The organism is Terrabacter sp. Root85 (genome assembly GCF_001429185.1).
In the GTDB taxonomy this organism is placed as follows: domain Bacteria; phylum Actinomycetota; class Actinomycetes; order Actinomycetales; family Dermatophilaceae; genus Terrabacter.
Genome location: NZ_LMIW01000001.1, coordinates 1,113,066 through 1,139,921 on the forward strand (window position 1 = coordinate 1,113,066; position 26,856 = coordinate 1,139,921).

Annotated in this window: 22 protein-coding genes; 11 read left to right on the forward strand and 11 right to left on the reverse strand. The window is 72.4% G+C overall.

All coding sequences use genetic code 11. The features are described from left to right. Positions 1-27: 27 nt before the first annotated feature. The 5 genes from ASE25_RS05265 to ASE25_RS05285 all read right to left on the reverse strand — a co-directional run bounded on the left by ASE25_RS05265 (position 28) and on the right by ASE25_RS05285 (position 7,610). Positions 28-1,725, reverse strand: coding sequence for a serine/threonine-protein kinase (locus tag ASE25_RS05265; RefSeq protein ID WP_056823323.1), 1,698 nt, complete (start codon positions 1,723-1,725; stop codon positions 28-30). A 43-nt stretch (positions 1,726-1,768) separates the two neighbouring features. Next, a complete protein-coding gene (locus ASE25_RS05270) occupies positions 1,769-4,480 on the reverse strand; it encodes an FHA domain-containing protein (RefSeq protein ID WP_157623323.1) in 2,712 nt (903 codons plus the stop codon). Positions 4,481-4,482: 2 nt separating this feature from the next. Beyond that, positions 4,483-5,295: a PP2C family serine/threonine-protein phosphatase gene (locus ASE25_RS05275; protein ID WP_056780396.1), complete on the reverse strand. Its 813-nt coding sequence runs from the start codon at positions 5,293-5,295 to the stop codon at positions 4,483-4,485. Continuing rightward, positions 5,292-5,843: a hypothetical protein gene (locus ASE25_RS05280; protein WP_056823330.1), complete on the reverse strand. Its 552-nt coding sequence runs from the start codon at positions 5,841-5,843 to the stop codon at positions 5,292-5,294. The genes ASE25_RS05275 and ASE25_RS05280 overlap by 4 nt, the downstream gene beginning before the upstream one ends. A gap of 267 nt (positions 5,844-6,110) precedes the next feature. Then, positions 6,111-7,610 carry a CCA tRNA nucleotidyltransferase gene (locus ASE25_RS05285; RefSeq protein ID WP_056780402.1) on the reverse strand — a complete coding sequence of 500 codons (1,500 nt, stop codon included), beginning with the start codon at positions 7,608-7,610 and terminating at the stop codon, positions 6,111-6,113. A 212-nt stretch (positions 7,611-7,822) separates the two neighbouring features. Between ASE25_RS05285 and ASE25_RS05290 the strand changes: the two genes are divergently transcribed. From ASE25_RS05290 to ASE25_RS05325, 8 genes are all read left to right on the forward strand, one after another. Further along, the gene (locus tag ASE25_RS05290) at positions 7,823-8,308 is read left to right on the forward strand and encodes an NUDIX hydrolase (protein WP_020141640.1); all 486 of its coding nucleotides are present in this window, start codon (positions 7,823-7,825) and stop codon (positions 8,306-8,308) included. A 53-nt stretch (positions 8,309-8,361) separates the two neighbouring features. Further along, positions 8,362-10,746 (forward strand): DUF6049 family protein, encoded by a 2,385-nt coding sequence (locus ASE25_RS05295; RefSeq protein WP_056823332.1) that lies wholly within the window; start codon positions 8,362-8,364, stop codon positions 10,744-10,746. Between the two features lie 64 nt (positions 10,747-10,810). Continuing rightward, complete coding sequence (locus ASE25_RS05300) at positions 10,811-12,760, forward strand: hypothetical protein (RefSeq protein ID WP_235508545.1); 1,950 nt, start codon at positions 10,811-10,813, stop codon at positions 12,758-12,760. 2 nt (positions 12,761-12,762) lie between these two features. Beyond that, entirely contained in the window at positions 12,763-13,335 is a 573-nt protein-coding gene (gene sigM, locus ASE25_RS05305) for an RNA polymerase sigma factor SigM (RefSeq protein WP_056823337.1), read from the forward strand. Positions 13,336-13,545: 210 nt separating this feature from the next. After that, positions 13,546-14,445: a hypothetical protein gene (locus ASE25_RS05310; protein WP_056823341.1), complete on the forward strand. Its 900-nt coding sequence runs from the start codon at positions 13,546-13,548 to the stop codon at positions 14,443-14,445. 195 nt (positions 14,446-14,640) lie between these two features. Beyond that, on the forward strand, positions 14,641-15,687 hold the full coding sequence (gene trxB, locus ASE25_RS05315) for a thioredoxin-disulfide reductase (RefSeq protein ID WP_056823343.1): 1,047 nt from the start codon (positions 14,641-14,643) through the stop codon (positions 15,685-15,687). Between the two features lie 64 nt (positions 15,688-15,751). Next, positions 15,752-16,081: a thioredoxin gene (trxA, locus tag ASE25_RS05320; RefSeq protein ID WP_028785244.1), complete on the forward strand. Its 330-nt coding sequence runs from the start codon at positions 15,752-15,754 to the stop codon at positions 16,079-16,081. Positions 16,082-16,221: 140 nt separating this feature from the next. Then, positions 16,222-17,439 (forward strand): N-acetylmuramoyl-L-alanine amidase, encoded by a 1,218-nt coding sequence (locus tag ASE25_RS05325; protein WP_056823345.1) that lies wholly within the window; start codon positions 16,222-16,224, stop codon positions 17,437-17,439. A gap of 23 nt (positions 17,440-17,462) precedes the next feature. On the opposite strand, the gene ASE25_RS05330 is transcribed toward ASE25_RS05325, so the two are convergent. Next, positions 17,463-18,119, reverse strand: coding sequence for a GNAT family N-acetyltransferase (locus ASE25_RS05330; RefSeq protein ID WP_056823348.1), 657 nt, complete (start codon positions 18,117-18,119; stop codon positions 17,463-17,465). 205 nt (positions 18,120-18,324) lie between these two features. Here ASE25_RS05330 and ASE25_RS05335 point away from each other — a divergent pair, with 205 nt between their 5' ends. Further along, a complete protein-coding gene (locus ASE25_RS05335) occupies positions 18,325-19,347 on the forward strand; it encodes a glutathione S-transferase family protein (RefSeq protein WP_056823351.1) in 1,023 nt (340 codons plus the stop codon). A 68-nt stretch (positions 19,348-19,415) separates the two neighbouring features. Here the strand turns inward: ASE25_RS05335 and ASE25_RS05340 are convergent, their stop codons facing one another. After that, positions 19,416-20,219 (reverse strand): alpha/beta fold hydrolase, encoded by an 804-nt coding sequence (locus tag ASE25_RS05340; protein ID WP_056823354.1) that lies wholly within the window; start codon positions 20,217-20,219, stop codon positions 19,416-19,418. Positions 20,220-20,321: 102 nt separating this feature from the next. Continuing rightward, positions 20,322-21,215, reverse strand: a complete 894-nt coding sequence (locus tag ASE25_RS05345) for a metallophosphoesterase (RefSeq protein WP_056823357.1) — start codon at positions 21,213-21,215, stop codon at positions 20,322-20,324. Positions 21,216-21,342: 127 nt separating this feature from the next. Here ASE25_RS05345 and ASE25_RS05350 point away from each other — a divergent pair, with 127 nt between their 5' ends. Next, positions 21,343-21,741, forward strand: coding sequence for a nitroreductase family deazaflavin-dependent oxidoreductase (locus ASE25_RS05350; protein ID WP_056823949.1), 399 nt, complete (start codon positions 21,343-21,345; stop codon positions 21,739-21,741). A gap of 12 nt (positions 21,742-21,753) precedes the next feature. Here the strand turns inward: ASE25_RS05350 and ASE25_RS05355 are convergent, their stop codons facing one another. Continuing rightward, positions 21,754-22,614 (reverse strand): Fpg/Nei family DNA glycosylase, encoded by an 861-nt coding sequence (locus ASE25_RS05355; RefSeq protein WP_056823359.1) that lies wholly within the window; start codon positions 22,612-22,614, stop codon positions 21,754-21,756. A gap of 187 nt (positions 22,615-22,801) precedes the next feature. On the opposite strand from ASE25_RS05355, the gene ASE25_RS05360 reads away from it, so the two are divergent. Further along, positions 22,802-24,241 carry a hypothetical protein gene (locus tag ASE25_RS05360; protein ID WP_056823360.1) on the forward strand — a complete coding sequence of 480 codons (1,440 nt, stop codon included), beginning with the start codon at positions 22,802-22,804 and terminating at the stop codon, positions 24,239-24,241. Between the two features lie 13 nt (positions 24,242-24,254). Here the strand turns inward: ASE25_RS05360 and ASE25_RS05365 are convergent, their stop codons facing one another. Together ASE25_RS05365 and ASE25_RS05370 are read right to left on the reverse strand one after the other, a co-directional pair. Next, on the reverse strand, positions 24,255-25,361 hold the full coding sequence (locus tag ASE25_RS05365; RefSeq protein WP_056823362.1) for a ParB/RepB/Spo0J family partition protein: 1,107 nt from the start codon (positions 25,359-25,361) through the stop codon (positions 24,255-24,257). 502 nt (positions 25,362-25,863) lie between these two features. Continuing rightward, on the reverse strand, positions 25,864-26,850 hold the full coding sequence (locus ASE25_RS05370) for a ParA family protein (protein WP_369793464.1): 987 nt from the start codon (positions 26,848-26,850) through the stop codon (positions 25,864-25,866). Positions 26,851-26,856: the final 6 nt, after the last annotated feature.

Below are 26,856 nucleotides of genomic sequence, written 5' to 3' on the forward strand. Positions count from 1 at the left end.
ATACTCAGCAGCTGGTGCCGCCCGCCCTCACTGCGCGGTCTCGCACTGGACGTCGGCCCCCGGGGAGGCCTGGCCAGCGCGGGCCACGACGACGGTGGCACACACCTTGGCGCCCTTCGGTGCCTTGACGGTGTAGGTCCTGGCCGTGACGGAGACGAGCCTGGCCCGCTCCGGGTTCCCCGCGTCGGACGGCGTCGGTCCGTAGGACACCCGGAAGGTGTCCTTCGTGGAGGGCTGCGGGTAGTTCCACGTGAAACGGACACTGCCCCGGCCCGACGTCGCCGAGATGGTGGGCTTGTCGAAGACACCGTCGCCGATCGCGCTGTCGTCACCGGGCATCGAGACGGTGGCGCTCGGCGTGGGCGTCGCCGGACCCGGACCGGACCCGGACCGGAGCACGAGGAAGACGACGAGACCGACGAGCACGACGACCGAGGCGGCCAGACCCCAGAGCACCGCGGGCTTCGCGAGCGGGGACGTCGGTGCCGGCGCGGAAGCCGGAAGTGCTTGTGTCCCTTGCGTGCTCGCGGCGCGACGGACCGTCGCCTCCTCAGCGGAGTCGCTCCCGAGCGGAGCGGTCTGGCTCCTCACCGGGTCGGTCACGGCGGACGGACGAACCGGGGCCGCTGCGGCCGCGACGCTCGGGCTCGGCATCGGTGCGGGCGACCACCGCTGCCCGCCGGCCTCGGAGCGGCGGCGCGTCTCGTCGTCGAGCATCGTCGGCGACGGACCGACGGGTTGGGCGACCACGGTCTGCGGCGCCTTGATCCGGGTCCGGTCGTCGTCGTCACCGCCGCGTCCGGTCGGCGAGCCCTGGGTCTGGCTGACGAGCGTCGTGTGACCCTGCTCGTCGAGGACGACGATCGGCGTGCGGCCCAACCGCTGCTGCTGCTCGACCGCCTGCAGCGCCCGGGCGAACTCGAGCGCCGACGCCGGTCGGTGCGCGGGGTCCTTGGCCATCGCCTGGGCCAGCAGGCGCTCGAGACCGGCCGGCACGTCCTGGCGACCCGTCGCGGGCGGCGCGGTGCTCCGGATCCGCGGCATCAACGCATACGCCGAGTTGTCACCGCCCGGGATCTCGAACGGCGAACGGCCCACGAGCAGCTGCCACAGCGTCGCGGCGAGCGAGTAGACGTCGGAGCGCTCGTCGCCGTTGCTCTGGCCGTAGAGCACCTCCGGCGGGGCCCACGGCACCGAGACGCCGACGTCGTCGGTGGTCTCGGCCGGGGCGTCGCCCTCGCGGGCGCCGCGACCGGCGATGCCGAAGTCGGTCAGGCCAGGAGCGCCGTAGGCGCTGATGAGGACGTTGGCCGGCTTGATGTCGCGGTGCGTGATGTGGGCGCGGTGCGCCGTCTCGACGGCACTCGCGAGCTGGATGCCGGTGCGCAGGACGTCCTCGACGGAGAAGCGCTCGGCCCGGGCCCGCATCGCCAGGTTGGGCGGCGGGTAGTACTTCATGACGAGGTAGGGCCGGCCGTCGTCGGACGCACCGGAACGGAAGACCTGCACGATGTACGGGTGGTCGCCCAGGGCGGCCATGGTGTCGGCCTCCTCGACGAACTGCTGGCGCAGCGCGTCGGTCAGGCCCTCGGACTTGAGCACCTTGACCGCGACCGGCATGCGGGGGCTCTGCTGCTCGTAGAGGAAGACGTCGGCGTAGCCGCCGGAGCCGAGCGGCTGGACGAAGACGAGACCCGGGATCTTCGGGGGCGCACCCTTCTTCACGAGGCATCTCCGTCCGCGGCCGGCAGGTGGTCGGGCGTGCGGGTCACGACGCCGCCTCGAAGGTGAAGGAGACCTCGTCGGCCATGGACACGAGCGACCCGGGCTCGAGGACCTGCTGGTCGTTGGCACGCAGTCGGAGCGGGCTCTCGCCGGGCAGCGTCACCGTCGTGCCGTTCGTCGTCCCGAGGTCGCGGATGAGCACGTGCCAGCCCTCCAGGATGACCTCGACGTGGTTGCGCGAGACGTCGCGCTCGGGGCTCGGGACCTTGACCACGTGCGGTCGGTCGTGGACGGCCAGGCCGTCGCCGAGCTTCGGGGCGCGGCCGAGCAGCACGCTGCGGTCGAGGGTCACGACGTCACCCGTCGACAGGCGGAGCACGCCCAGCGGCGGTCGCGGCATCGTGAACGGCTCCTGCGGCGGGATGCTCGCGCCGCACACCCGGCAGCGATCACTGTGCGGAGGCGTCGGGTGGCCTGCTGAGCAGAGGACGGCGAGGACGCTGGGTCCGGAGAAGGTCTGGTTCTGCGCGGCGTTGCGGGCCTCGAGGAGAGCGCTTCGGTCGACGGTCAGCTCCGTCTCGTCGTCGTCCGTCCCCGCGCCGATGTCGGCGGTGTGTGCGGGCGGGTCCGCGACGGGTTCCGTGCCCGTGGCCGCCGGGGGGACCGGGGGCAGGGCGACGGGGAGCGAGACGGGCACGTCGAAGGTGGGCTCGGCAGGCGGCTGCGCCGCGCTCGCGTATGCCGTCGCGGCCGTCGGTGCGGATGGCGCGGTCTGCGCGGGGGCGGGGGCGGGGGCGGTGCTCGCCGGCGGCGGTCCGGTCGAGATGAGCGGGGTCGCCTCTGGTGCGCGGACGCCGGGGGGCGGGGTGTTCATCGGGGGGAGCAGGCTCGGGGCCGGCGGCGGCGTGTGCCGCCCCGAGAAGGTCGGGACCTCCGGCTCCGGCTTGGGCACCTCGGCGGCCGGGGTGGACCGAGCCCACGGCACGGAGGAGATGAGCCCACCCTCGGGCACGACAGGCGCCGACGGGATGGGCCGCGCCGGCACCTCGGGCGCCGGGGCAGCGTTCGTGACCGGCGCGTCGGACGCGTCGGCGACGGACGGGACGAACGGGACGGACGGGACGGACGGGTTGGGAAGGTGGTCGTCCTCGTCGTGCCCGGCCTCGTCCTCGTCGGACCGCGTCAGTGACGCGAGCACCTTGCGGTGCTCGTCGGCGGCCGTGGTGTGGCCGAAGAGGTAGTCGTAGCTCGGGGGCGCAGCGGGCTGGTCGTCGTCCGCGTCGTCCGTCTCGTCAGGGTCGTCGAGTGCGGAGGTGGTGGGCCCCGCGGCCGGACGACGGACTGCTCCGGCGACGGGGGCGGACGGAGCCGTCGACGTCGGGGACGCGTCGGGCTCGAGCACCGGGCGGGCGGCCCACGTCGAGTCGACGTCACGCGGCGCCGCCGCGGGCAGGTCGTCGGCCACGGGCGCCGGCGCTGTTGGCCCTGTCGGCGCTGTCGGCCCTGTCGGCGCTGTCGGCGCTGGCGGCGCTGTCGGTGTCGGTACGGGTGTCGTCGCCGGTGCCGTCGTGGCGACGGGTGGCGGGGACGTCGGCGCCACGGGCGCGGTCAGCGGCGAGGGCGCCGGAGCAACGGCCTCGGTCGGCGAGGAGGCCGACGGCTGAGTCGGCGACGTCACCGGCTCGGACGGCACGGACGTGTCGTGACCGGATGCAGGGGCGGGGGCGGGTGTCTCGCCGGACGCACCTACCCCGTCGCCCAGGAGGTCGCTCGACGGGGTGGCACGCACCGGCACGGCCGGGGTGACCGAGGTCCACGAGCGGAGCGCCGGCAGCGGAGCGGGGAGAGGCTCTGTGGCGACGACCTCCGGCGTGCGGGACGGCTCGGCCGCACTCTTGGAATGACCTTGCGCTGCAGGCTCTTCCGCACCCGACGTGTCGGACGTCGCTGCAGCAGAGGTGGATTCGTCGTTCGAGGTGCCGACATCGGATGTCGTCGGCGGAGTGCCACCCTGGGCCCAGCTGCGTTTCCACGTCGAGCGGCCAGGCAGGCTCCGTGCGTCAGGACGGTCCGAGGCCGCACTGCCGTCCGCTGTCGACGTGGCGAAGGTCGGGATGCCCGGCCCCATGGCGTCTTCGCGCCCGGGCGCCACCTCCGGCTCGGACACGGCCGCTGCGTCGGGAGGGTCCACGTGCTCCTCGCTCACCACCGGCGCACCGGCCCCACCGGTGGACGCCGCGGTCTGCGGCGGGGTCGCGTCGGCGGCCTCGTCCGGCACGGTGGGCTGCGCCGACTCGACGCCGAGCGCTGCAGGGGATGCGGTGCCGGGCGACGGCGATCCGGCCGCGAGGCCCTGCGTGGGCACGGGCTGCGCCCGCTCGGCCTCCTCGAGCACGCGGAGCACGACCCGGTCGGGATGGTCGGGCAGCTCGAGGTCCGTCCAGACCTTGCTGCTCGTGGCTCGCACGTCGTGCTCGGTGCCGTCAGCGAGGGTCACGAGGGCCGAGACCGGCCCGAAGGCGACGATGCGCGTGCGGGGCTGCCAGTGCACGCCGACGAAGTGGTGCGCCTTGCGCATCCCGCCGACCGTCAGCACCTCGACGACGTCGTCGATGTCACCGCCGTCGGCAGCGTCGCTCGCGGCGATGGTGCGCTCGTCGTCCTCGTCGAGTCCGATGAGCAGGTGCATGCCGGGGCCCCCGATGTGCGTCCACCCTTCGGGGGCCCGGTCGACAACCACGGACGGGCCACTCACGTCTACGACCTGCTCTCCCCTGATGAGCCGTTCACGTTCTCGCGCGGGGTCGTGTCCTCGTCGACGTCCGAGTCGGAGTCCTCGCCCTGTACGGCGACGACGATAGCAGTGACGTTGTCGCGGCCACCGGCTGCGACACCACGTCGCACGAGCTCCTCGGCGGCCTCGTGGGCGTCGGGGTGATCGGCGAGGACGGCCTCGATCTCCTCCCGGGTGAGCTCGTTGGACAGACCGTCGGAGCAGATGACGAACGCCTCGCCGGGGTAGGGCGGGAAGACCCACGTGTCGACGACACCCATCGGGTCGCGCCCGAGCGAGCGCGTGACGACGTTGCGCCCGGGGTGGCGGTGCGCCTGCTCCGGGGTGAGGAGGCCCCGCTCGACGAGCTCCCAGACCTCCGAGTGGTCGACGGTCACCTGCGAGAGCCGGCCGTCGAGGCAGCGGTAGACGCGGGAGTCGCCGATGTTGAAGACCGCCCAGTGACGCGACCCTCCGACGGACACGAGGGCGAGGCCGGCGACGGTCGTGCCCATCCCGGTCTGCTCGGGGTGTCGCGCTGCCGACGCGAGGATGCGGCGGTTGGCCTCGCCGACCTGGGCGACGATGTCGCGCACCTGCACGACGGGCCGGTCGGCGAGCTCGGCGACGGTCTCGGCGGCGATCCGGCTCGCGACCTCGCCCGCAGCATGGCCACCCATGCCGTCGGCGACGACGTAGACGGTGCCCCGCGTGCACGCGGAGTCCTCGTTGTGCGCCCGGACCCGACCGACATCGGTGGCCAGGCCTGCCGAGATGGCCGGCAGCGTCGTGCTCATGCGTCCACGTCCAGGTCGGTGGCAGTGGTGGCAGCGCCGGCGTCCGTGCGGTCAGCGGAGCCCCACGGGGTGACGCGCGCCGTCGTCAGCACCCGGCGGATGAGCTCGTAGTCGGCCACGGCGTCGGTGCCACCCACGGCGCCGGTCAGCTGGACGAGGTGTGCCGGGGCATCGGCCGCGGCGGACGCCCCGGAGGTCACGAGGTGGAAGAGGTTGGCCTGCAGGACGGTCTCGACGTCTGCGTCCGGCCACGTCGCGTCGCAGCCGACGAACTGCGCGCCCCCGAGGTCGGCGGCATACGGCTCGGAGACGGCTCCGCCCCGCGAGGTGGCCAGGGAGGCGATCTGCTCGAGGGAGTCCTCGATGCGGAAGGACGGCCCGCACTGCTCGATCGTGACGACGACGTTGGGTGCGAAGGCCCCCTCGCGCGGGAGTCGCGCCGCCATCGTCGTGCCCGGCGCGTGCGCGGGCTCCCAGCCCTCCGGCACCTCGAGGGCCACCGACGGCTGGCCCGGGAAGTCGGCGCTCGGGTAGGCGAGGGTGCTCATGGGCTCGTTCCTTTCGGTCGTTCCCGCGGGGGTCGGGGACGGCGCGGTCAGTCAATCATTCACGGCATGCCGTGTCAGATCGGGTGACGCACCGTCACGGCGGCGATGGCGGCGCGGGAACGAGGTCCCGTCGAGCGTACGACCGCACCACCGGCGCCGCGATGGGGAGAACTCCCCACCGCACGATGGGCGGCCGCTCAGGCGCAGCCCACGCGGCGCAGCCCGCTCAGGCGCGGACACAAGGGGAAGCCCGACGGCCGCGAACCGTCAGCCCACCGACTCGCGGGCGGCCCACCAGGCGAGCAGCTTCTCGCGGGCGGCGTCCTTGCCGATGGGTCCGTCGTCGAGGCGGACCGACAGGAGGAAGTCGTAGGCCTCCCCCAGCACCGGACCGGGACGGATGGCCAGGGCCTCGGCGATCTCGTTGCCGTCGAGCTCGGGACGGACGCTCGCCAGCTCCTCCTCGGCCGCGAGGCGCTCGATGCGCTTCTCGAGGTCGTCGTAGGCCCGCGACAGCCGCTGCGCCTTGCGGGCGTTGCGCGTCGTGCAGTCCGACCGCGTCAGCCGGTGCAGGCGCGTGAGCAGTGGCCCGGCGTCGTTGACGTAGCGCCGCACGGCCGAGTCGGTCCACTGCCCGTCGCCGTAGCCGTGGAAGCGCAGGTGCAGCTCGACGAGGCGCGCGACCTGCTTGGTCGTGTCCTTGTCGAAGCGCATCGCCTTCATCCGCTTGCTCGCGAGCTTGGCGCCGACGAGCTCGTGGTGGTGGAAGGAGACGCCGCCGCCGTCCTCGAAGCGCCGGGTGGCCGGCTTGCCGATGTCGTGGAGGAGGGCGGCGAGACGCAGCACGAGGTCGGGGCCCGGCACCGACTCCGGCGGACCGTCGGCGGGGCCCTCGAGGTCGATCGCCTGCTCGAGGACGATGAGCGAGTGGTCGTAGACGTCCTTGTGCCGGTGGTGCTCGTCGAGCTCGAGGCGCAGCGCGGGCAGCTCGGGCAGGAAGACCTCGGCGAGGCCGGTGTCGACGAGGAGGGTCAGACCGAGCCGGGGCCGGGGCGACAGGAGCAGCTTGGTGAACTCGTCGCGGACCCGTTCGGCCGAGATGATCGAGAGCGTGCCGGCCCGCTCGACCATCGCGGCACGCACCTCGGGCGCGACGTCGAAGCCGAGCTGCGAGGCGAAGCGCGCCGCCCGCATCATCCGCAGCGGGTCGTCGGCGAAGGACTCCTCCGGCGCGGCCGGTGTCATGAGGCGCTGCCGCACGAGGTCGGAGAGCCCGCCGTGGACGTCGACGAACTCGAGGCTCGGCAGCCGGATCGCCATGGCGTTGACGGTGAAGTCGCGCCGGACGAGGTCGCCCTCGAGGTGGTCGCCGAACATCACCTCGGGCTTGCGTGACGTGCGGTCGTAGGTGTCGGCGCGGTAGGTCGTGATCTCGATGACGTGCGCACCCTTGCGCAGGCCGATCGTGCCGAACTCGCGACCGATGTCCCAGTGCGCGTCGGCCCATCCGACGACGAGCGCCAGGATGTCGTCGGGACGGGCGTCGGAGGTGAGGTCGAGGTCGGGTGAGACACGCCCGAGGAAGGCGTCGCGCACCGGGCCGCCGACGAGGGCCAGCTCGTGCCCGGCGGCGGCGAACCGCTCCCCCAGCTCGGTCAGCATGGGCAGGACGGGTGCGAGCCGGGCGACGGCGGCCCGCAGGAGCGGGAGTCCGGCGTCGACCGGCTCGTGGCTGTCGGCGAGGGGCGTGTCGGAACGGTCAGGCACCCGACCAGCCTAGTGAGCGTTCGCGCTGCTCCTGACCGCGCGCGTACGCGAGGGGTGGGCCACGCATACGCGCCCGGGAATCGCCCGGGAATCGCCCGGGACCCGACGGGGACCCGACCGACCCCGCCCCGGGCCCGCCGGTCGGCACCCCTCGCGTGCGGGGTCTCCCCGACGACGAGAGCGCTCCGGGCCTTGCCCGTTATGGTGGCGATGTGAGCGCGCAGCCCGTCCCCAGCCCCGTGCCGGGGAGGCGTCTGCCCGCCGTCGAGGAGCGTTCTGCGGGCGGCATCGTCGTGGACGTGCAGGAGGGCCTGGCCCTCATCGCGATCATCGCTCGCCGCAACCGGGCCGGCCGCGTCGAGTGGTGTCTGCCCAAGGGCCACGTCGAGCCGGGCGAGACGCTCGTCGAGACGGCCGCGCGCGAGGTGGCCGAGGAGACCGGCATCGTGGGCCGCGTGCTCGTCGAGCTCGGCACCATCGACTACTGGTTCGCGACGTCCAACAAGCGCGTCCACAAGTTCGTGCACCACTACCTCCTCGAGGCCACGGGCGGTGAGCTCTCCATCGAGAACGACCCCGACCACGAGGCCATCGACGTCGCCTGGATGCGTCTCGACGAGGTGCACCGCAGGCTCACCTTCCCCAATGAGCGCCGCATCGCGCAGGCGGCGTGGAACCGGCTGGCGGGGACGGCGTGATCCTTGGAGGGTCGCGGCGTCCCGACACGAGGGGGCGCCGCGGGAGCCACCTCGTGCGCCGGCTGACCGCCACGGCAGCGACGCTCGCGGCAATCGGCCTGTCCGTCGGCCCGGCCGCGAGCGCCGTCCCGTCCCCGGCCGGGCCGAGCACGTATGCCGCCGGGCCCGGTTCGTCCGCCACCCACCGAGCCGCCGTGGTGCCCGCCAAGGACGTCGCCGTCGTCGTGCTCGACACGCTGACACCCGCTGTCGTCGGACCCGGCACGGACGTCACGATCACGGGCACGGTCACCGCACCGCTCACCGGACCGCTCTCGGGCCCGGAGGTCCGGGTCGTGCGCGGCGACGTGACGGTCAACCAGCGCAGCGCCCTCGACGACTGGGCCACGGGCCGCACCGAGACGTCCGGCCGCACCGTCGACACGACGTCGCTGGCCACGGTCGCCGCCGGTCAGACGCAGCCCTTCACCGCGACGGTCCCGTGGGAGCGGCTGCGGTCCGACGATGCGTTCGCGGCGCTGCCGATCTCCGTCGAGGTCGTCCAGGAGGGCGCGAGCGAGCCCACCGGCATGACGCGCACCTTCATCGCCTGGAACGGCCGCAAGGAGTACGTCCCGCTCAAGGTCGCGACGGTCCTGCCCGTGACCCTCCCCCCCACCGTCGCGCTCGCCGCGCGCGACGACGCGGCCCGCCTGGCGGCCTGGGAGCAGGCGATCGGCCCCGACTCGCGGGTGGCCCGCATCCTCGAGGGCACGCGTGGCACGCCGGTCGACCTCGCCGTCGACCCGTCGGTGCTCGGTCCCGATCTGGGCGCCGGCTCCGGGACGACCGGTCCGACGCCGAGCGGTACGTCGACTCCCGGCGGCACCGGCACCACCGCTCCAGCGCCCTCCGGCACCTCGGGCACTCCCGCCCCGTCCGCCTCGGGAGCCACGGGCACCACGGGCACCCCGGCCCCGGCAGCCGGGACGAGCGCCCCCGCCCCCGATGGCACCACCCAGACCCCGTCGACCCCGCCGACGACGTCGACCCCGCCGCCGGCCGGCACCCCGTCCGAGGCCACGCTGGCCATCGCGCGCCTCGGCGACGACGTCGTCACGCAGCTGAGCGGGCGGAGCGTCTGGGCCCTGCCGTACGCCGACGCCGACGTCGCCGCCACGGTCGGCGTCGACCCGGTGAACTCCCTCGTGCGCGACCTCGTCAGCCGGGCGTCCACCCTCGCGGGCCGCCTCGGGCAGCCGGCCCGGGCCGACATCGTCTGGCCCGTCGACGGCCTCCTCCCCGCCGGGCGCGAGCAGGGCATCAAGACGCTGCTGTCCGGCACGACGGTCAAGAAGCCCGCCGGCATCGTCGTCAACGCCGCGGCTGTGACGAAGGAGACGGCATACACCCCGACCGCGCGGCGGGTCACGGCGAGCGGGACGCGGCTGCTCGCGTACAACACGCGTCTGTCCGCACTGCTCCCGAAGCGCACCGACCCCAGCCCCGTCCTGTCGGTGCAGCGCTACCTCGCCGAGACGCTCGTGCTGCTCGGCGAGCGCGCCGGCACGCCGCGCTCCGTGCTCGTCACCGCGCCGCGCACCTACGACCCCGACGCCGCCGACCTCGCGACCTTCCTCGCGGCCACGTCGAGCGCGCCCTGGCTCGAGACCGTCGACGCCGCGTCGCTGCTCACCGACAGCGGCAACGACAAGGCCGTGCCGCAGACGAGGCCGACCACCGCCGTGGCCTCCGCCGCCCCGAAGCCCGTGCTCAACGCGCGCCGGCTCGCCCGGATGGCCGACCAGCGCGACACGCTCCTCAGCGTCTCGTCGGTGCTGCGCGACGGCGAGGAGTTCGAGCGCACCTACCGCGAGGTGCTCGACGGGCTCGCAAGCGCCCGGTGGCGCTGGAACCCTGCCGGGTGGGTCACCCTGGCCAACTCGGTGGACGCCGACATCAAGGCCGCGACGAGCGCCATCCGGGTCGTGCCGCGCACGAGCACGATCAACCTGCTCGCCGAGAACGGCACGTTGCGCATCACGGTCGAGAACGGTCTCGACTACACCGTCGAAAACATCCGCCTGCGGCTCGTGCCCGACAACCCCCGGATCCGGATCGTCGAGCAGCCCGACCCCGTGACGATCGGGCCGTCCTCGCGCACCAACGTCCCCGTCGAGGTCGCCGCGGTGGCCGCGGGGCGCGCCGAGATCCGTGCCTTCCTCACGACCGCCGACGGCACCCAGATCGGCTCGCCCGCCACGATCCCCGTGTCGGCCAACCCGCTCGACGCCGCCATCTACTGGGTCGGCGGCATCCTCGTCGGGCTCGTCCTGCTGGCCGGCGTCATCCGCGCCGTGGTCAAGGGCACCTCGCGTGTCGACGAGATCGCCGACATCGAGGCCGTCACCGCGGCACACGAGGCGCTCGGCGATGCGGACGACCGGGATCACGACTGAGTCGGCCTAGGATGGGTGGCGAGCCACGCATCCGCGCACGACATGACGAGGGAGGGTGACGCACGTGCAGGGAGTCGGACCCGGATCCGTCCTGGGCGGCCGCTATGCGGTCACGCTGCGCACCTCCGAGGGCACCCACCACGAACGCTGGCGTGCCAACGACCACACCCTCGAGCGCGAGGTCGTTCTCGTCTGCTTCCCGGCCGGTTCGTCGGTCGCCGCCGCCGCCCTCGATGCGGCCCGCCGCGCCGCCGGCATCGAGGACTCCCGTCTCGTGCGGGTCCTCGACGTGGGCACCGACCAGGGCGTCGGCTTCATCGTCGAGGAGCCGCTGACCGGCGCCGCGCCCCTCTCGCACCTGCTGCAGAGCGGTGGCCTGTCACCCGACGAGGTGCGCCGCCTGACGGGCGAGGCCGCCACCGCCCTCGACAAGGCGACCCATCGCGGCCTGCACCACCTGGCCCTGACGCCGAGCTCGCTCCTGCGCATGTCCGACGGCGCCGTCAAGGTGCGCGGCCTCGCCACCGAGGCCGCCCTCACCGACGCCGACCGGCTCTCCGACGAGCGGGCGTCCCGCGCCGACGCGGTCGGCCTCGTCAAGATCGCGTATGCCGGCCTCACCGGTCGCTGGCCGATGGTGTCCGTCGACGACGGGCTGATCCCCGCCGGCGGGCCGGTCGGGCTCGAGGCCGCCCCGACGATCGTCGGCGGCGTGGCCGCCCCCTCGGAGATCGCCGTGGGCGTGCCCAACGACCTCGACCTCATCTGCCGGATGACCCTGGGCAGCGGCCGGCGTGGACCGGTCTCGCCCGGCGACCTCGCCCTGCAGATCGCGCCGTGGCCCAGTGAGCAGGCGTCGTCCGACGGCGCCACCGGCATCGGCCTGCGCAGTCGTGACGACCGCGAGTCCCTCGAGCCGACGCGCGTCATGCCGTCGGTGCGCGCCGGCGCCGCCGCGGTCGGCGCTGCAGGCGCAGCCGGTGTGGCCGGTGTGGCCGGGGGATCGATGGCGGGCGCTGCCGGCGACTCCGGCCCGTCCAGCACGATCTTCTTCGACAGCGTCCCCGACGCACAGTCAGGCACGACGCCCGCCCGCGGCGCCACCACCGAGCGGCTCCAGGGCGGCGTCGCCGCGGCCGGGGCGGCAGCAGCCGGCGTGGCCGGAGCCATCGGCGACAAGGTCGGCTCGTTCGCCCGCGCCGCCGCCGACAAGGCCGCCTCCCGGGCCGCCGAGCGCCGTTCAGCGCACGACGACGACTTCGACGGCGAGGACATCGGCCTCGTCGACGCGCTCGACGAGGCCCCCGCGACCCGCCTCGAGCCGCCCCTGCCCGTCTTCGGCCGCGAGGCCCCTGAGGCCCCCAGCGGTGCCCAGTCCCGCATCGCGCTCGCGATCGTCGGGGTGCTCGTGCTCATCGCGCTCTTCATCGGCATCAACAACGTCATGAAGATCGGCCAGCACGACGGCCCGGCTCCCGCCGTCACGGTGACCAAGACGCGCACCCCCGCCGCCACGCAGACGCAGGGCACGACCACCCAGGCGCCGCCGAGCACGACCCAGGCGCCGCCTGCCGCCGCGGTCAGCGTCGTCGGCGGCACGGGCTTCGACCCCGAGGACGGCACCGAGGCCGACCAGAACGTCAAGCTGACCTTCGACGGCGACCCGAGCACCCAGTGGCGCTCCCGCTGGTACGGCACTGCCTCCTTCAACGGGAACAAGGACGGCGTCGGGGTCCTGCTCGACCTCAGCGCGCCCACCGTCGTCAAGGAGGTGGAGCTCGTCCTGCCCGCCGAGCAGAACGTCACCGTCTACGCCACCGACTCCGGCTCGACGAAGTCGCTCGACGGCGCGCAGAAGATCGGCTCGATGAAGAAGGCCAACGGCACCGTCGTCATCAAGACCAGCGGCCAGCTCCAGCCGGCGAGCAAGATCCTCGTCATCGTCACCAAGGCGGCGCCCGCCGAGGCCGCGAACCACTACCGCGCGCAGATCAGCGAAGTGACGGTGCGCTGACCGTGAGCCCGGGGGTTGCCGCCCCGATCGCTGATCTGAGCGACCGGGAGTTGCTGGCACTGCACGTCGACGGCGACGACCATGCCTTCGCCGAGCTCTTCCGCCGGCACAAGGACCGGATGTGGGCCGTGGCGCTGCGTACCGTGCGTGATCCCGAGCTCGCGGCCGACTGCGTCCAGGACGGCTTCATCGCGGCCTTCCGCCGTGCCGAGTCCTACCGCGGCGAGGCTGCCGTCACGACGTGGCTGCACCGCATCATCGTCAACGCCTGCCTCGACCGGCTCCGTCGGCGCAAGCCGACCGCCGAGCTGCCCGAGTACGAGCTCGCCGACCGGCACGACCACCACGCCTCGACGGAGGTCCGCCTCGACATCCAGGAGGCCCTCGCCAGGCTCCCCGAGGGGCAGCGGGCGGCGCTCGTGCTCGTCGACATGCACGCCGTTCCCGTGGCCGAGGCCGCCGTCATCCTCGGCGTGGCCGAGGGGACCATCAAGTCGCGGTGCGCCCGCGGACGCGCGGCCCTGGCCCAGCACCTCGGGCTCACGCCGGGCGTCCGTCCCGTCGAGCAGGACTGACGGCGGTCCACGTCCGGCCCCCATGGGGTACGGGACGACCGGTGACCGGTCGGCCCCTGGGCTCGCTGGGCCACCGCTCGGGCACCGGCCTAAGAATGGTTGAATCCGGTGGAACCCGACGGCCACAGGGGGCCGTCGAAACCACGGCGACCGGCATACCCCTGCCCTGCCCGTACGACCACCGCACGCTCTGCCCGAAGGACCACATCCGTGGACGAGTCCGCGCACACCCCTGAGCACGACCCTCGCGTCCGTGACCCCGACGGACGTGCGGCGACGGAGCCGGCACCTCCCGCCCATCTCGACGGGCTCTACGGGCTCGACGGGCACGAGGTCGCGGACGACGCCCCTCTGACCCGCCTCGACGCGGACGTCGAGCAGCACGTGCGCACGCTGCTCGCCGGCGCGGCCGACCCGGGACCGATGCCCGACGCCGTGTCCGAGCGCATCTCGGGCGCCCTGCTCGACGCGGCCCGGCTGCGGGTCGACCCCGGACCGCTGTCCGCCTCACGTTCCGGCTCGGACGCCATGGGGACGGACGACGCGGACCACGACACCGTGCTCGCGATGCCGACTCGCGCCGTCCGTCCCAAGCCGATCTACCTCGTGGCCGCGGTCGCCGCGGCTGCCGCCGTCGTCGCCGTGGGCGCCTCGGCCCTGCACGTGACCAAGCGTCCCAACGGCGCGGCGGTCGTCGGCGACACGTACGCCTCGGGGGCCACGACGTCCCCGCCCAGCCCGCCGGGGACCTCCGGCGGGCTGCACATCCAGCTCAGCACGACGGCATACACCGCCGGCACGCTCGCCACGCAGGCCCGAGCGCTGCTCGACCACCCCGGCCAGCCGATCCGCGACCTGGCGGCCGAGTCTCCGGGTATCGGGCCGATCGCGACGCCGATCGGGCTGGAGGCGTGCCTCGAGGAGATCGGCGCGGTCGGTGCGGCCGACCCGGCGCCCGATGCCGTGTCGGCAGACCTCGCCACGTTCGCCGGACGTCCAGCGGTCGTCGTCGTCGTCACGAGGGCCGGCGCCAGCACTGCCTGGGCCGTCGAGCGCAGCTGCACGACCGGGGCGCCGGGCCTGCTCGCGGGTGCCACGCCGGTCCCCTGAGCCCCACGAGCGCACTCGCACCACGCGCTGTCCCGCCACGCGGGCGCACCCGCGCAGGCTGACAAGCGCGGGAACAACAACCGCCTAGGATCGGTTGAGGCCTATGCGGCTCGCGGCCTCCCGCCGTACCGGTTCCAGTCGGTCACCGGGCAGGGACGAGCGGCCACGACACGAGTTTCACGAGGAGCAGCCCACATGTCCGACGTCCGCAACGTCATCATCATCGGCTCAGGCCCGGCGGGATACACCGCCGCCGTCTACGCCGCGCGCGCGAACCTCGCGCCCCTCGTCTTCGAGGGCGCTGTGACCGCCGGTGGCGCGTTGATGAACACGACCGAGGTCGAGAACTTCCCCGGCTTCAAGGACGGCATCATGGGGCCCGACCTCATGGACGGCATGCGCGCCCAGGCCGAGCGCTTCGGCGCCGAGCTCGTCACCGACGACGTCACGGCCGTCGACCTGACCGGCGAGGTCAAGACCGTCACCGACGGCGAGGGCACCGTCCACCGCGCCCGCTCGGTCATCCTCGCCATGGGCTCGGCCTACCGCGAGCTCGGCCTGCCCCGCGAGAAGGAGCTCTCCGGCCACGGCGTCTCGTGGTGCGCGACCTGCGACGGCTTCTTCTTCCGCGACCAGGACATCGCCGTCGTCGGCGGCGGCGACTCCGCCATCGAGGAGGCGACCTTCCTGACGAAGTTCGCCCGCACGGTCACGATCATCCACCGCCGCGAGGAGCTGCGCGCCAGCAAGATCATGGCCGACCGCGCCTTCGCCAACGACAAGATCCGCTTCGCCTGGAACTCCGAGGTCGCCGAGATCCACGGCGAGGGCAAGCTCTCCGGCATCACGCTGCGCGACACCGTCACCGGTGAGACCCGCGAGCTGCCCATCACCGGACTCTTCGTCGCCATCGGTCACGACCCCCGCAACGAGCTCCTCGCGGCCGGCGACGGCGTCACGGTGTCTCTCGACGACGCCGGATACGTCCTCGTCGACGGCCGGTCGACCCGCACCAACGTGCCGGGCGTCTTCGCCTGCGGCGACCTCGTCGACCACACCTACCGCCAGGCCATCACCGCGGCCGGGTCCGGCTGCGCCGCTGCCCTCGACGCCGAGCACTACCTCGCCGCGCTCGAGGACACCACGTCACCCGCCGAGGCCGCTGCCGAGGCCGCCGTCATCGACGAGACGGACTCGGGCGAGATCCCCGACCCGCGCGTCACCGTCGGCGCCGACGCCTAACGTCGATCCCGACGCCCGAACTCACGACCCAGCCCCGCCGCCCCCGCGCCAACCACGAGAAGGAATCTCCATGGCACTGAAGAACACGACCGACGCCACCTTCGCCGACGACGTCCTCATGAGCGACAAGCCCGTGCTCGTCGACTTCTGGGCGACGTGGTGCGGCCCGTGCCGCAAGGTCGCCCCGATCCTCGAGGAGATCAACGAGCAGTACGGCGACAAGATCGAGGTCGTCAAGCTCGACACCGACGCCAACGTCGACACCGCCGCCCGCTACGGCGTCGTCTCTATCCCGACGCTCAACGTCTACGTCAAGGGCGAGGTCGTCAAGACGATCGTCGGCGCGCACCCGAAGCCGAAGCTCCTGCGTGAGCTCGAGGAGTTCATCGCCTGACCGGCAAACGTCGAAGGGGTGGTCCACCGTCACGGTGCCACCCCTTTCGCGTACTACGCTGCTGACGGCGCCCGACCGCTCCGGACTGACGCACAGCCACCCGCGACCCCCTCCGGAGCCCCTCAAGGAAAGGAGCCGAGATGACCCCACAGCAGTCAGTCGTGCTCCGGCGCGGTGACTCCGGCCCGGCCGTGGCCGCCGTGTGCGAACGCCTCGTCCTCTCGGGCGACCTTCCCGGCGGCTCGGGGCACAGCGACCGCTTCGGCGACGCGGTCTACGACGAACGCGTCGAGCAGGCCGTCAAGTCCTTCCAGCAGCGTCGTGGCCTCATCGTCGACGGCATCGTCGGTCGCTCCACGTATGCCGTCCTCGACGGCGCCCGCTGGGCGCTCGGTGACCGGGTGCTGCGCTACGTCCCCGAGCACTTCGTCGAGGGTGACGACGTCGTGGCCCTCCAGTCCCGGCTCGTCGAGCTCGGCTTCACGCCCGGCAAGGTCGACGGCCTCCACGGACCGAGCACCGACGCCGCGCTGCGCGCCTTCCAGGCCGCGGTCGGGCTCGTCCCCGACGGCACCGTCGGACCCGAGACGATGCGGGCCTTCGCGGGGCTGCGCCGCTCGGTCAGTGGCGGATCGGCCAACGCCCTGCGCGAGCGCGAGCAGATCCGTCGCAGCGGCTACAGCCTCAGCGGGCGCACCATCGTGCTCGACCCCGGACACGGCGGCGGCGACGTGGGTGCCCAGGGCCTGCGTGGGCTGGCCGAGGACCGGCTCGCGCTCGACCTCGCCCGACGCATCGAGGGCCGGCTCTCCGCCCACGGCGTCAGCGTCGTCTTCACCCACACCGAGGCCACCGACGGCGGCACCGACGAGGAGCGGGCGGCCTTCGCCAACTCCTGCGAGGCCGACCTCGTGCTCTCGCTCCACACCGACCACTCCGTCACGGGCTCGGCCCACGGAGCGGCCACCTACTTCTACGGCCACCCCGACAACGCCGCGCATGCCGACTGGTCGGTCATCGGCGAGAGCTTTGCCGACCTGCTCCTGCGCGAGGTCGTGGCCCGCACCGGCCTGACCGACTGCCGCGCTCACGCTCGCACGTGGCCGCTGCTGCGACGCACGCGGATGCCCGCGGTCCGCCTCGACTTCGGCTACCTCAGCCACGAGGGCGACGCCTCGGCCCTGGCCAGCGCGCAGACCCTCGACCATGTGGCCGAGGCCGTCGTCGTGGCCCTCCAGCGCGTCTACCTCGGCGAGGCCGACACGTCGCGCACCGGGGTCCTGCGTCTCGACGACCTGCGTCGCCACCTCGAGACCATGCGCGCGCAGCAGGTGGGAGCCGAGCGCACGGTCGGCTGACGCGCGGCAGCCGTCTCGACGGCTCAGCGGCGGTCGGTCACGTGCGCGTGGCTCGACCCGTTGGGATGCGTCTCGGGCACCGGCCGCACCCGGGGCACCCGGTCCAGGGCCCGGACGATCGCTGCCGCCGCCCCGTCGCGCAACGTGACGACCGTGCGCAGGTCGATCCGCAGCCGCGGGTATGCCGGGTGGTCGCGCTCGACCCGGAAGCCGACCTTCTCGAGGAAGGCGACGTCGAGCACGCAGGTGTGCCTCGAGACGGCGAGCGGGCGCGCCGCCACCGCCTCGAGGGATCGCGTGCGGTGCCGCAGGGCGTCCTTCGCGGCCGACTGCACGAGGGCCTTGCGCAGTCCCCGGCCTGCGTACCCGGGCCTCGTGACCGCCGTGACGAGCATGAGCGTCGACGGGTCCTGCGGCGACGTCGGGAACGCCGCGAGCCGCGCGACGTGTCGCGCCGGGGCGAGGACGACGTGACCAGCCGGGGTGCCGTCGACGTAGGCGATCCGACCCGGAGGTCCCCAGTCGGCCGTCACCGTCTCGACCCACTCGGCCAGCGCGTCGAGCGGGTCGTCCGCGTCGGAGTGGCCGTTGCGCGGCACCGTCTGCCAGAACGTGCACGGCGCACACGCACCGACCAGGTCGCCGACGACGTCGGGCGTCAGGGGCCGGAGCTCACGCATCGCGTCTCCTCACAGCCCTCATGCTCCCCATTCTGACCCGCCGCCCCCCGGTCGGCAGCATGACCACGAGAACCGCCGTGTCGAGGTGGTGTGGACGCGGTGTCGAGGTGGCTCGGGGGTGGTGGTGAGTTCGCCACGTGGCCCTGCCGAGAGTGCCGGTGGGCGCTCCCCGAGCCACGCGGCATACCGAATTAGGGTGGGCAGCATGAGCGAGCCGGGCACCTACGTCGAGAAGAACTTCAAGCGCGACACGAACTACATCACGACCCGCATCACGGCCGACGCTCGGGACGGCTTCCCCGTCGAGGCGGGCCGCTACCGCCTCGTCGTCTCCCGGGCGTGCCCGTGGGCCAACCGCGCGATCATCGTGCGGCGCCTCCTCGGGCTCGAGGACGCCCTGTCGATGGGGATCTGCGGCCCGACCCACGACCGGCGCAGCTGGACCTTCGACCTCGACCCCGGCGGCCTCGACCCGGTGCTGCAGATCCCCCGCATCCAGGACGCCTACTTCACGCGCGACCCCGAATACCCCCGCGGCATCACCGTTCCCGCGATCATCGACGTGCCGACCGGCGCCGTGGTGACCAACGACTTCAAGCAGATCACCGTCGACCTCGAGACCCAGTGGCGCGACTTCCACCGCGAGGGTGCACCCGACCTCTACCCCGAGGCCCTCGCCGACGAGATCGAGTCGGTGAGCGAGCCGATCTACCGTTACGTCAACAACGGCGTCTACCGCTGCGGCTTCGCCGGCACCCAGGACGCCTACGACAAGGCCTACCGCCGGCTCTGGGAGAACCTCGACCTGCTCGAGGAGCGCCTGTCGACGCGCCGCTACCTCGTCGGCGACCACATCACCGAGGCCGACGTGCGCCTCTTCACGACGCTCGTGCGCTTCGACCCCGTCTACCACGGCCACTTCAAGTGCAACCGGAGCAAGCTCATCGAGATGCCGGCTCTGTGGGGCTACGCGCGTGACCTCTTCCAGACGCCCGGTTTCGGCGACACGGTCGACTTCACGCACATCAAACGGCACTACTACGTCGTGCACAGCGACGTGAACCCGACAGGAGTCGTGCCCCTCGGCCCGTCCCTCGAGAACTGGGCGACGCCGCACGGCCGTGAGGAGCTCGGCGGTTCGCCCTTCGGTGACAGCACGCCGCCGGGGCCGCCGCGTGAGGTCGTGCCGCCGGAGCACAACCCCGTGCTCGCCCTGCTCGCCGGCTGACGAGTCCCTCGACGGCGTATGCCGTTGGGTTGCCTTGTCACACAAGGCAACCCAACGGCATACGCGCGTCAGGAGCGATAGAAGTCCGCGAGGACCGGGGCGAGCACCGCCGCGGGGACCTGGTGGAACTCGCCGGGGAGCTCGACCGCCCGGGCGTCAGGCAGCGCGTCGGCGAGGACTACGGCCGAGTCGTGCAGGGCCGGCATCATCGTGCCGCTGCTGCAGACCGAGAGGAAGGGCACCGTCACGCGGCCCAGGGTCTCGGTGGGCAGGTTCTGGTCGTCACCCCCCAGGCAGAGGCCGTCGTACTTGACCGTGTAGGTCATCGCGAGCATCGGATCCCACATCGGTGTGCCCTTCATCCCCTCGACCATCTCGTCGGGCATCCCGACGACGATGTTGTTGAAGTAGCGCAGGATGCCCTCGCGGTCACCCGCCGCCTCGAAGCGCTCGAGGGTGCCGATGTAGTCGTCCGGTGCCGGCCAGGCGTCGCTGCGGTAGGGCACCTCGATGGCCGACCCCTTGGCGATCGGTGCGCCCGCGGCGATGGCCTCGACGACGAGCGCGCCGCCAGACGAGGCGCCGAAAGCGTAGGCGGGAGAGGCGGATTCACCTGCTGCCGCGATGACGGCGTTGAGATCCTCGACCTCGCGCGCAACCGCGTACGGCTGCGTGTCTCCACTGTCGCCGCGTCCACGACGGTCGTACGTCACGCCCGTCAGTCCCAGCTCGCCCAGCGCCTGGGCGAGGTCCCGGAACGCGCCGCGGTCACAGAAGGCGCCACCGACGACGACCGCGACGGGTCCCGTGCCGTAGGCCTCGAAGGCGATGGTCGTGCCGTCTGCGGATGTGGCCTTCTCGACCTGGCTCATGTCTGACTCCTGGCTGCGTGCGGCCCGCGTGTCGGACCCTCACTCCCATGTCGATCGGGGGTCACCCTTCTCGACACTTCGATTTTCGAAAGGGACACCTGGTCACGTGCGCTTCCGGGAGAAGACCTCGCGGCGGTCGGCCTCCGGCACCGTCTCCATGAACTCCGTGACGGCCGCCGAGAGCGCGGGCCACGTCTCGTGTTGCTCGATCGGCACCACGGTGGCGACGACCTGGTCGGCGTGCACCTCGACGAGGTTCCACGACTGGGGACCGTCGACGCCCATGAGCAGCTCACGCGGCGCTCCGACGTCGTCGACGTAGCTGACGCCACCCGCGACGATGACCGGGACCGAGCCGAGCGTCCCGAAGCTCGTGACGTGGAGGTGGCCGCTGAGGACCGCGCGGACGTCGCTGCCCTCCACGACCGCGCGCAGTCGATCCACGTCGTCGAAGTCGAGCAGCTGCATCACCGGAGATCGGTAGGTGATGGGGGCGTGGTGGATGACGAGAATCGTGCCGTGCTCCGCCGGTGTGGCCAGTTCGTTTGCCAGCCAAGCATATTGGTCGTCGGTGAAGCCCCCGTGGTGATAGCCCGGCACCGCGGAGTCGATGGCGATGACACGCAGCCCCTCGCAGTCGGTCACGGTGTCCTGCGGGGCATCCGTGTCGATGCCGTGGAGCGTGCGGGCCATCGGGCGACGCTCGTCGTGGTTGCCGCCGGTCAGGACGAGGGCGCAGCCGAGCCGCGCGACGACGGGGTCGACGATGTCGCGCAGCAGCTCGTACGCCGCGGGGTCACCGCTGTCGGCGAGGTCACCCGAGAGGACGAGGGCGTCGACCCGCTCCCCCGACGACTCGACCCGCGCAAGAGCCTTGCGCAGCTGCGCCTCGGTGTCGATGTGGCCGGCGAGCAGTCCGCCGGCGGCGATGAGGTGCGTGTCGGACAGGTGGGCGAGCACGTGGGTCGGCGCCGGCCGCGATCCGGTGAGGGCCATGGCGCCAGCCTAGGCGGGCGTGGGCCCGGCAGGGACAGGTGGAGTGTCTCTCTGTCGTCAGGCCCGTGGGAGACGTTCCGGGGTGCCGGCAGGCGTCGCGGGTGCGAGGCTGGAGGCGGAGGTCCCGATGCCGATCCCTCGTGCGGTCACGCAGCTGAACAAGAAGCTCAACAAGGCCCTCGTCCACCTCGCCGGCCATGGCTGGTTCGTCGAGCTCGAGCACGTCGGCCGACGGTCGGGGCGCACCTTCCGGGTGCCGATGATGGCCTTCGACCGCGGCGGTGTCGTCACGGTCGCCCTGACCTACGGTCGCAGGGTCGACTGGCTCGCCAATCTCGGGGCCGCAGGCGGCGGGCGCATGCACCTGGGTGACGAGGTGCTGACCCTGGGCGCCCCCGTCGACCTCGCCGAGGACGAGGGCCGGTCCCGGATGCCCCAGCCGCCCCGGATGATGCTGCCGGTGCTCGGTTGCCACGACTACGTCGAGATCCCCGTCCTGGCGCGTGCGCCGTTCAGGGGCTGGTGAGTCGCGCGGGTCTCAGTGCCGCACCTGGCACGCCAGGCACCAGTAGAGTCGACGTCCCGCAATCTCCCTCTCCTGCAAGGGATTCGAGCACCTCGGGCACGGTTCTCCGGTGCGCTTGTAGACGAGGAACCTCCGGTCGAAGGTGTCACCGAGCCGCTCCCCCGTCAGCCGTCGGCTGATCTCCCGAGCCCGCCCCGAGCGCTTGGCGCGGGCGGCGGCCTCCACCTGGTCCGGGACGGTGAGGATCTGCGAGAACACCCGACCGAGCGGCATGAGGAGGACGAGGTCGGCCCAGATCTCGCGCCAGACCTCCTCGGACACATCGACGCCTCGCGTGAGCGGGTCGACGGCGAGACGATGGAGCACCTCACAGCGGTAGACGTTGCCGACCCCGGCCACGACGGACTGGTCCATGAGCAGCTCCGCCACGGTGCGACGGCTCCGTCGCACCCGGTCCCACCCGGTATCTGCACGTTGGCCACGCCGCAAGGGGTCGGGTCCGAGCGTCCCGACGATCTCGCGTTGTCTCGCCCGGTCGACGAGGGTGCAGATCATCGGCCCGCGGAGGTCGGCCCAGTGCCCGGGACCCACGAGCCGCAGCCGGACGGCTCCCACCGGGGCCGGTGGGACGGCAGCGTCGAGATGTTTCACGGGAAACATGCCGATCAGTCCGAGGTGGACGTGCAGCGTCGCATCCCCGATCTCGACGAAGAGGTGCTTGCCCCAGGCCTGGGCCCGCTCGAACACCCGTCCGTCCAGGCGCTCGGCGTCGGCCGCGAACCGGCCCTGCGGACTCGACGCCTCGACCTCGTGGCCCCGGAAGGCCCGGTCGAGGCGGTCGGCGAGCGCGTGGATGGTGTGACCCTCGGGCATCCTCGACCTCCCTGTGCCCCTCGTTGCCCCGGTGGCTCGATCCTGCAGGACGTACCCGATCCGCGACGCACCGGGTCCTGGCATCGACGTACCAGTGACCGTGCAGGTGCTGGGGCTACCGTGGTGCGGGAGAGCAGAGTCAGGGGCTGTGCCCGTATGTTCGACCCCACCGGACCCAGGGGGCCGCATGACCCACACCGCCAGCGTGACGGCGGAGCCGGCGACGAGGGAGCGCTCGTCGTGGCGCCCTCGGCGCACACTGCCCGACTGGCTCGTGGTCCTCGGCGCCCTGTGCCTCGCCCTGGTCGTCACCGGAGCGGTGCTGCAGGTGGCACACCCGTTCATCCGGCACGACGACTGGTCGTTCACTCTTGGTCGCCACGAGCCGGGATCAACGGCACAGCTCATCCGCAACCTCTACGAGGGCCGCTGGGTGAACACCGTCTACTGGTACGTGATCGGACAGCGCACCTCGATCGTCGTGGCCTCCACGGTCTTCGTCGTGGCCTACTCCGCCTTCGTGTGGGGGTTCGTCCGCGCGCTGGCGCCGCCCACCCGGCTCTCGACGTTCGTCCTGACCTTCGCCGTGTTCGTGTCGGCGATCTGGATCCGCCTCATCTACTGGCCCGGCACGCTCTCGGCCTCGATGATCGTCGCCGCCACGGCCGTGTGGACGCTCCCCTGGGCCCGGAGACGCCGCTGGATGCTCGCGGTCTGGATGGTGGTCTTCGTCGTCCTGTCGATCCTGTCCTACCCGCCGGTGGCCGCCCTCGTGTTCCTCACGTTCGTCGTCACGGAGCTCGGTGAGTCCACGCGCCGCCTGCTCGTCGGGGCCGTCGCCTTCGTCGCGTCGTACGGCATCGGTGTCCTGACGGTGTACGCCCTCAACTGGCTCGCGTTCGGCACGTTCGGCCTGACCATCTCGGCCTGGCGTCGGCCGAACCCGCTCAGGAGCCTCGACGACCTCACGACCAACGTCGGGCGCTACGGCACCCAGTTCGCCTCCCTCGTGGCTCTTCTCGGATGGGCGGCCGTCGTCGCGGCCGTCTGCGTCGTCTGGGCGCTCGTCGACTCCACGACGCGACGCGCGGCCGTCATCGTGCTCGGCGCCGTCGTCATCGTCGTGGGACTCGAGGCGGGGCTCACCGTCTACTCCGGCGTGGTCACCGGCACGAGGGCATCGCTCTGGGCCTGGCCCGCCGTGTGTTTGCCGGCAGCCTTGCTGCTCAAAGGAATTCGGCCGTCACGGATCGCCGGCCTGGTGGCGCTGGCGCTCATCGCCGTCGTCGGCGTCGTCTCTTGGCGCACCGACCTCGGGGCGCACCGGGTGACGCGTGACCAGTACGACGTCATCGTCAGCGACACGGCAGCCCTCGTGGGCCAGCACCCCGGCGACACCGTCGTCATGTGGATGGAGCCGCGCTGGAAGGCGACGGCCCGGGGCTCGATGACCGCCGTCACCGTGCGGTCCATGCTCTACGACCAGCAGGGTCTCTACCCGCGGTGGTGCCAGCCGGCCGAGTGCGCGTCCATCGCCCAAGCCGTGCAGCAGGATCCCCACGCCGACGTGCTGCGCGTCGGCGGTCTCACCGTCGTGCGCATCCCCCGTCCGCCGGCCTGGCTCTGACGGACGGTGTGCGTCAGTCGCGCGCCGGGGACGACATGCCCATGAGCCCGAGGATGCGGCGCAGGTCCTCCATCGAGGCGAACTCGACCGTGATCTTGCCCTTGCGCTGACCCAGCGCGATCGCGACCCGGGTCTCGAGGTGGTCCGAGAGTCCCGAGGTGAAGTCGTCGAGCTGCGGGTGGCGGCTCCCTGCACGCGGCCGACGGGGCTTGGGGGCGTCATTGCCCTCGCCGAGCGCGACGAGCTCCTCGACGTTGCGCACGGACAGGCCCTCGGCCACGATGCGCTGGGCCATCCGCTCCATAGCCGCACCGTCGGCCATGCCGAGCAGGGCGCGAGCGTGGCCAGCACTCAGGACACCGGCCGCCAGGCGTCGCTGCACGAGTGGCGGGAGCTTGAGCAGCCGCAGGGTGTTGGAGATCTGCGGTCGGGAGCGACCGATGCGCGTGGCGAGCTCCTCGTGGGAGCACCCGAAGTCGTCGAGCAGCTGCTGGTAGGCCGCGGCCTCCTCGAGCGGGTTCAGCTGGCTGCGGTGCAGGTTCTCGAGCAGTGCGTCGCGCAGGAGGTCGTCATCGCTCGTGTCCTTGATGATGGCCGGGATGACGCCCAGGTCCGCAGCCTGCGAGGCACGCCAGCGGCGCTCACCCATGATGAGCTCGAAGGTCTTGCCCTCGGCCTCGTCGAGCTGGTCGGCGGGGATGCGCCGCACGACGATGGGCTGGAGCACGCCGATCTCACGGATGGAGTGCACCAGCTCGCCCATGTGGTCCTCGTCGAAGACCGTGCGCGGCTGCTTGGGGTTCGGGCGGATCGAGTCGATGTCGAGCTCGGCGAACTCGGCGCCGGGGACGACGGCGAGTCCACTGCTCGTCGTCTCCGCTTCCTGGACCGGAGCGTCACTGCTGGATGTCGACGTGCTCGGGGCGGCCGTGCTCGGCGGCGTGGTCAGATCGGCAGCCCCGTCGGGACCGGCCGGTGCACCCGGCGCCTCGGCCGTGGTGAGCCCTGCCTGCTTCTGCTCGGTGAAGAAGACGTCCACGGGTCGACCGGCGCCTCCGCTCGGCGCGCTCGGGATGAGTGCCCCGAGGCCTCGACCCAGTGCTCGACGCTTCTCCGCCATTCGCCAACCCCTCGCCATCTCCGACGCGGCCATCGCGTCCGTCGGTCAGTCTAGGTGCACGTGACCACTCCGCCCGCGCACCTGACCTCATGTCGCGCTATCACGTCGACACGCCAGCGGCGACGTTCCACGTGAAACGACGCCGGTCGCTCCGAGTCTCACGATGTTTCACGTGGAACGGTGGGTGGCCGTGACAGGCCCGTCGTCCCCCTGCTGGAGAGTGCGCCTGGACGCCCGAGTCCTCTGACGCCGAGCCGCGTCCGTCTCGTTTCACGTGAAACGAGCGTCGACGGGACTGGCAGTGACACGCCTACCCCACCCTGTCGAGCCGCTCAGCGACTTCCTCTTGTTTCACCTGGACTCTGCGACGTCTCGAGGTGCATCGAGCGGCCGCCGGGCGCAGCGCTCCTCAGCTCAAACGGATGCGAGTGCGCGTTTCACGTGAAACGGGGCCGTCACCAGACGATGACGGCCCCGTTTCGGGACGAGGATCGTGTCGAGGTCAGGTGCGACCGGCGGCTCCGCGGTCGGCGATCTCACCCGCCGCCTCGAGGTACGCGAGAGCCCCACTGCTTGCCGGGTCGTAGGTCATCACGGTCTCGCCGAAGCTCGGCGCCTCCGACACCCGGACCGAGCGGGGCACCGACGTCCGGAGCACTTCCGTGGGGAAGTGCTCGCGGACCTCGTCGGCGACCTGGGCCGACAGGCGCGTCCGGCCGTCGTACATCGTCAGCAGGATCGTGGAGACGTGCAGCGCCGGGTTGAGGTGACGCTTGACGAGGTCGATGTTCTTGAGCAGCTGCGAGAGACCCTCGAGGGCGTAGTACTCGCACTGAATGGGGATGAAGACCTCGCTGGCGGCGACCATGGCATTGACGGTGAGCAGGCCCAGACTGGGCGGGCAGTCGATGAGGATGTAGTCGAACTCGTGTCCGGCCTCAGCTGCGGCAGTGATCGCCTTCTGGAGGCGCGACTCACGCGCCACGAGCGAGACCAGCTCGATCTCGGCACCGGCGAGGTCGATCGTCGCCGGTGCGCAGTAGAGGTTCTCCACCGTGGTGCAGCGCTGCACGACATCGAGCAGCGGGGTCCCCTCGACGAGCACGTCGTAGATCGACGGCACCTCGGCGTGGTGGTCGATCCCCAGGGCCGTGCTGGCATTGCCCTGCGGGTCGAGGTCGATGACGAGGGCCTTGAGTCCCGACTGCGCGAGGGCGGCCGCGACGTTGACCGTCGTCGTCGTCTTGCCGACGCCGCCCTTCTGGTTGGCCACGGTGAGGACCCGTGGACCCACCGGCTTCGGGAACGGACGACCGGTCAGCTGGATGCGGCGACGGGCGTTCTCGGCGAGCTCCATCGCCAGCGGCGTGTCCTGGCCGGCGGTCGGGATGGCCGCTGCGAGGGCCTCACGATCGGCATGGTCGGCCCTGAGCTCGGAGGCGCGTCGGGCTTCGTCCACAGCGTTGTCCCCAGCCTCGGTCGACGTGATTTCCCG

What these genes read in the sequence shown, in the direction of transcription:
- ASE25_RS05275 (WP_056780396.1), bottom strand. Translation starts at nt 5,295, where the DNA reads ATGAGCACGACGCTGCCGGCCATCTCGGCAGGCCTGGCCACCGATGTC.
- ASE25_RS05280 (WP_056823330.1), bottom strand. Translation starts at nt 5,843, where the DNA reads ATGAGCACCCTCGCCTACCCGAGCGCCGACTTCCCGGGCCAGCCGTCG.
- trxB (WP_056823343.1), top strand. Translation starts at nt 14,641, where the DNA reads ATGTCCGACGTCCGCAACGTCATCATCATCGGCTCAGGCCCGGCGGGA.
- ASE25_RS05325 (WP_056823345.1), top strand. Translation starts at nt 16,222, where the DNA reads ATGACCCCACAGCAGTCAGTCGTGCTCCGGCGCGGTGACTCCGGCCCG.
- ASE25_RS05330 (WP_056823348.1), bottom strand. Translation starts at nt 18,119, where the DNA reads ATGCGTGAGCTCCGGCCCCTGACGCCCGACGTCGTCGGCGACCTGGTC.
- ASE25_RS05335 (WP_056823351.1), top strand. Translation starts at nt 18,325, where the DNA reads ATGAGCGAGCCGGGCACCTACGTCGAGAAGAACTTCAAGCGCGACACG.
- ASE25_RS05340 (WP_056823354.1), bottom strand. Translation starts at nt 20,219, where the DNA reads ATGAGCCAGGTCGAGAAGGCCACATCCGCAGACGGCACGACCATCGCC.
- ASE25_RS05345 (WP_056823357.1), bottom strand. Translation starts at nt 21,215, where the DNA reads ATGGCCCTCACCGGATCGCGGCCGGCGCCGACCCACGTGCTCGCCCAC.
- ASE25_RS05350 (WP_056823949.1), top strand. Translation starts at nt 21,343, where the DNA reads ATGCCGATCCCTCGTGCGGTCACGCAGCTGAACAAGAAGCTCAACAAG.
- ASE25_RS05355 (WP_056823359.1), bottom strand. Translation starts at nt 22,614, where the DNA reads ATGCCCGAGGGTCACACCATCCACGCGCTCGCCGACCGCCTCGACCGG.
- ASE25_RS05360 (WP_056823360.1), top strand. Translation starts at nt 22,802, where the DNA reads ATGACCCACACCGCCAGCGTGACGGCGGAGCCGGCGACGAGGGAGCGC.
- ASE25_RS05365 (WP_056823362.1), bottom strand. Translation starts at nt 25,361, where the DNA reads ATGGCGGAGAAGCGTCGAGCACTGGGTCGAGGCCTCGGGGCACTCATC.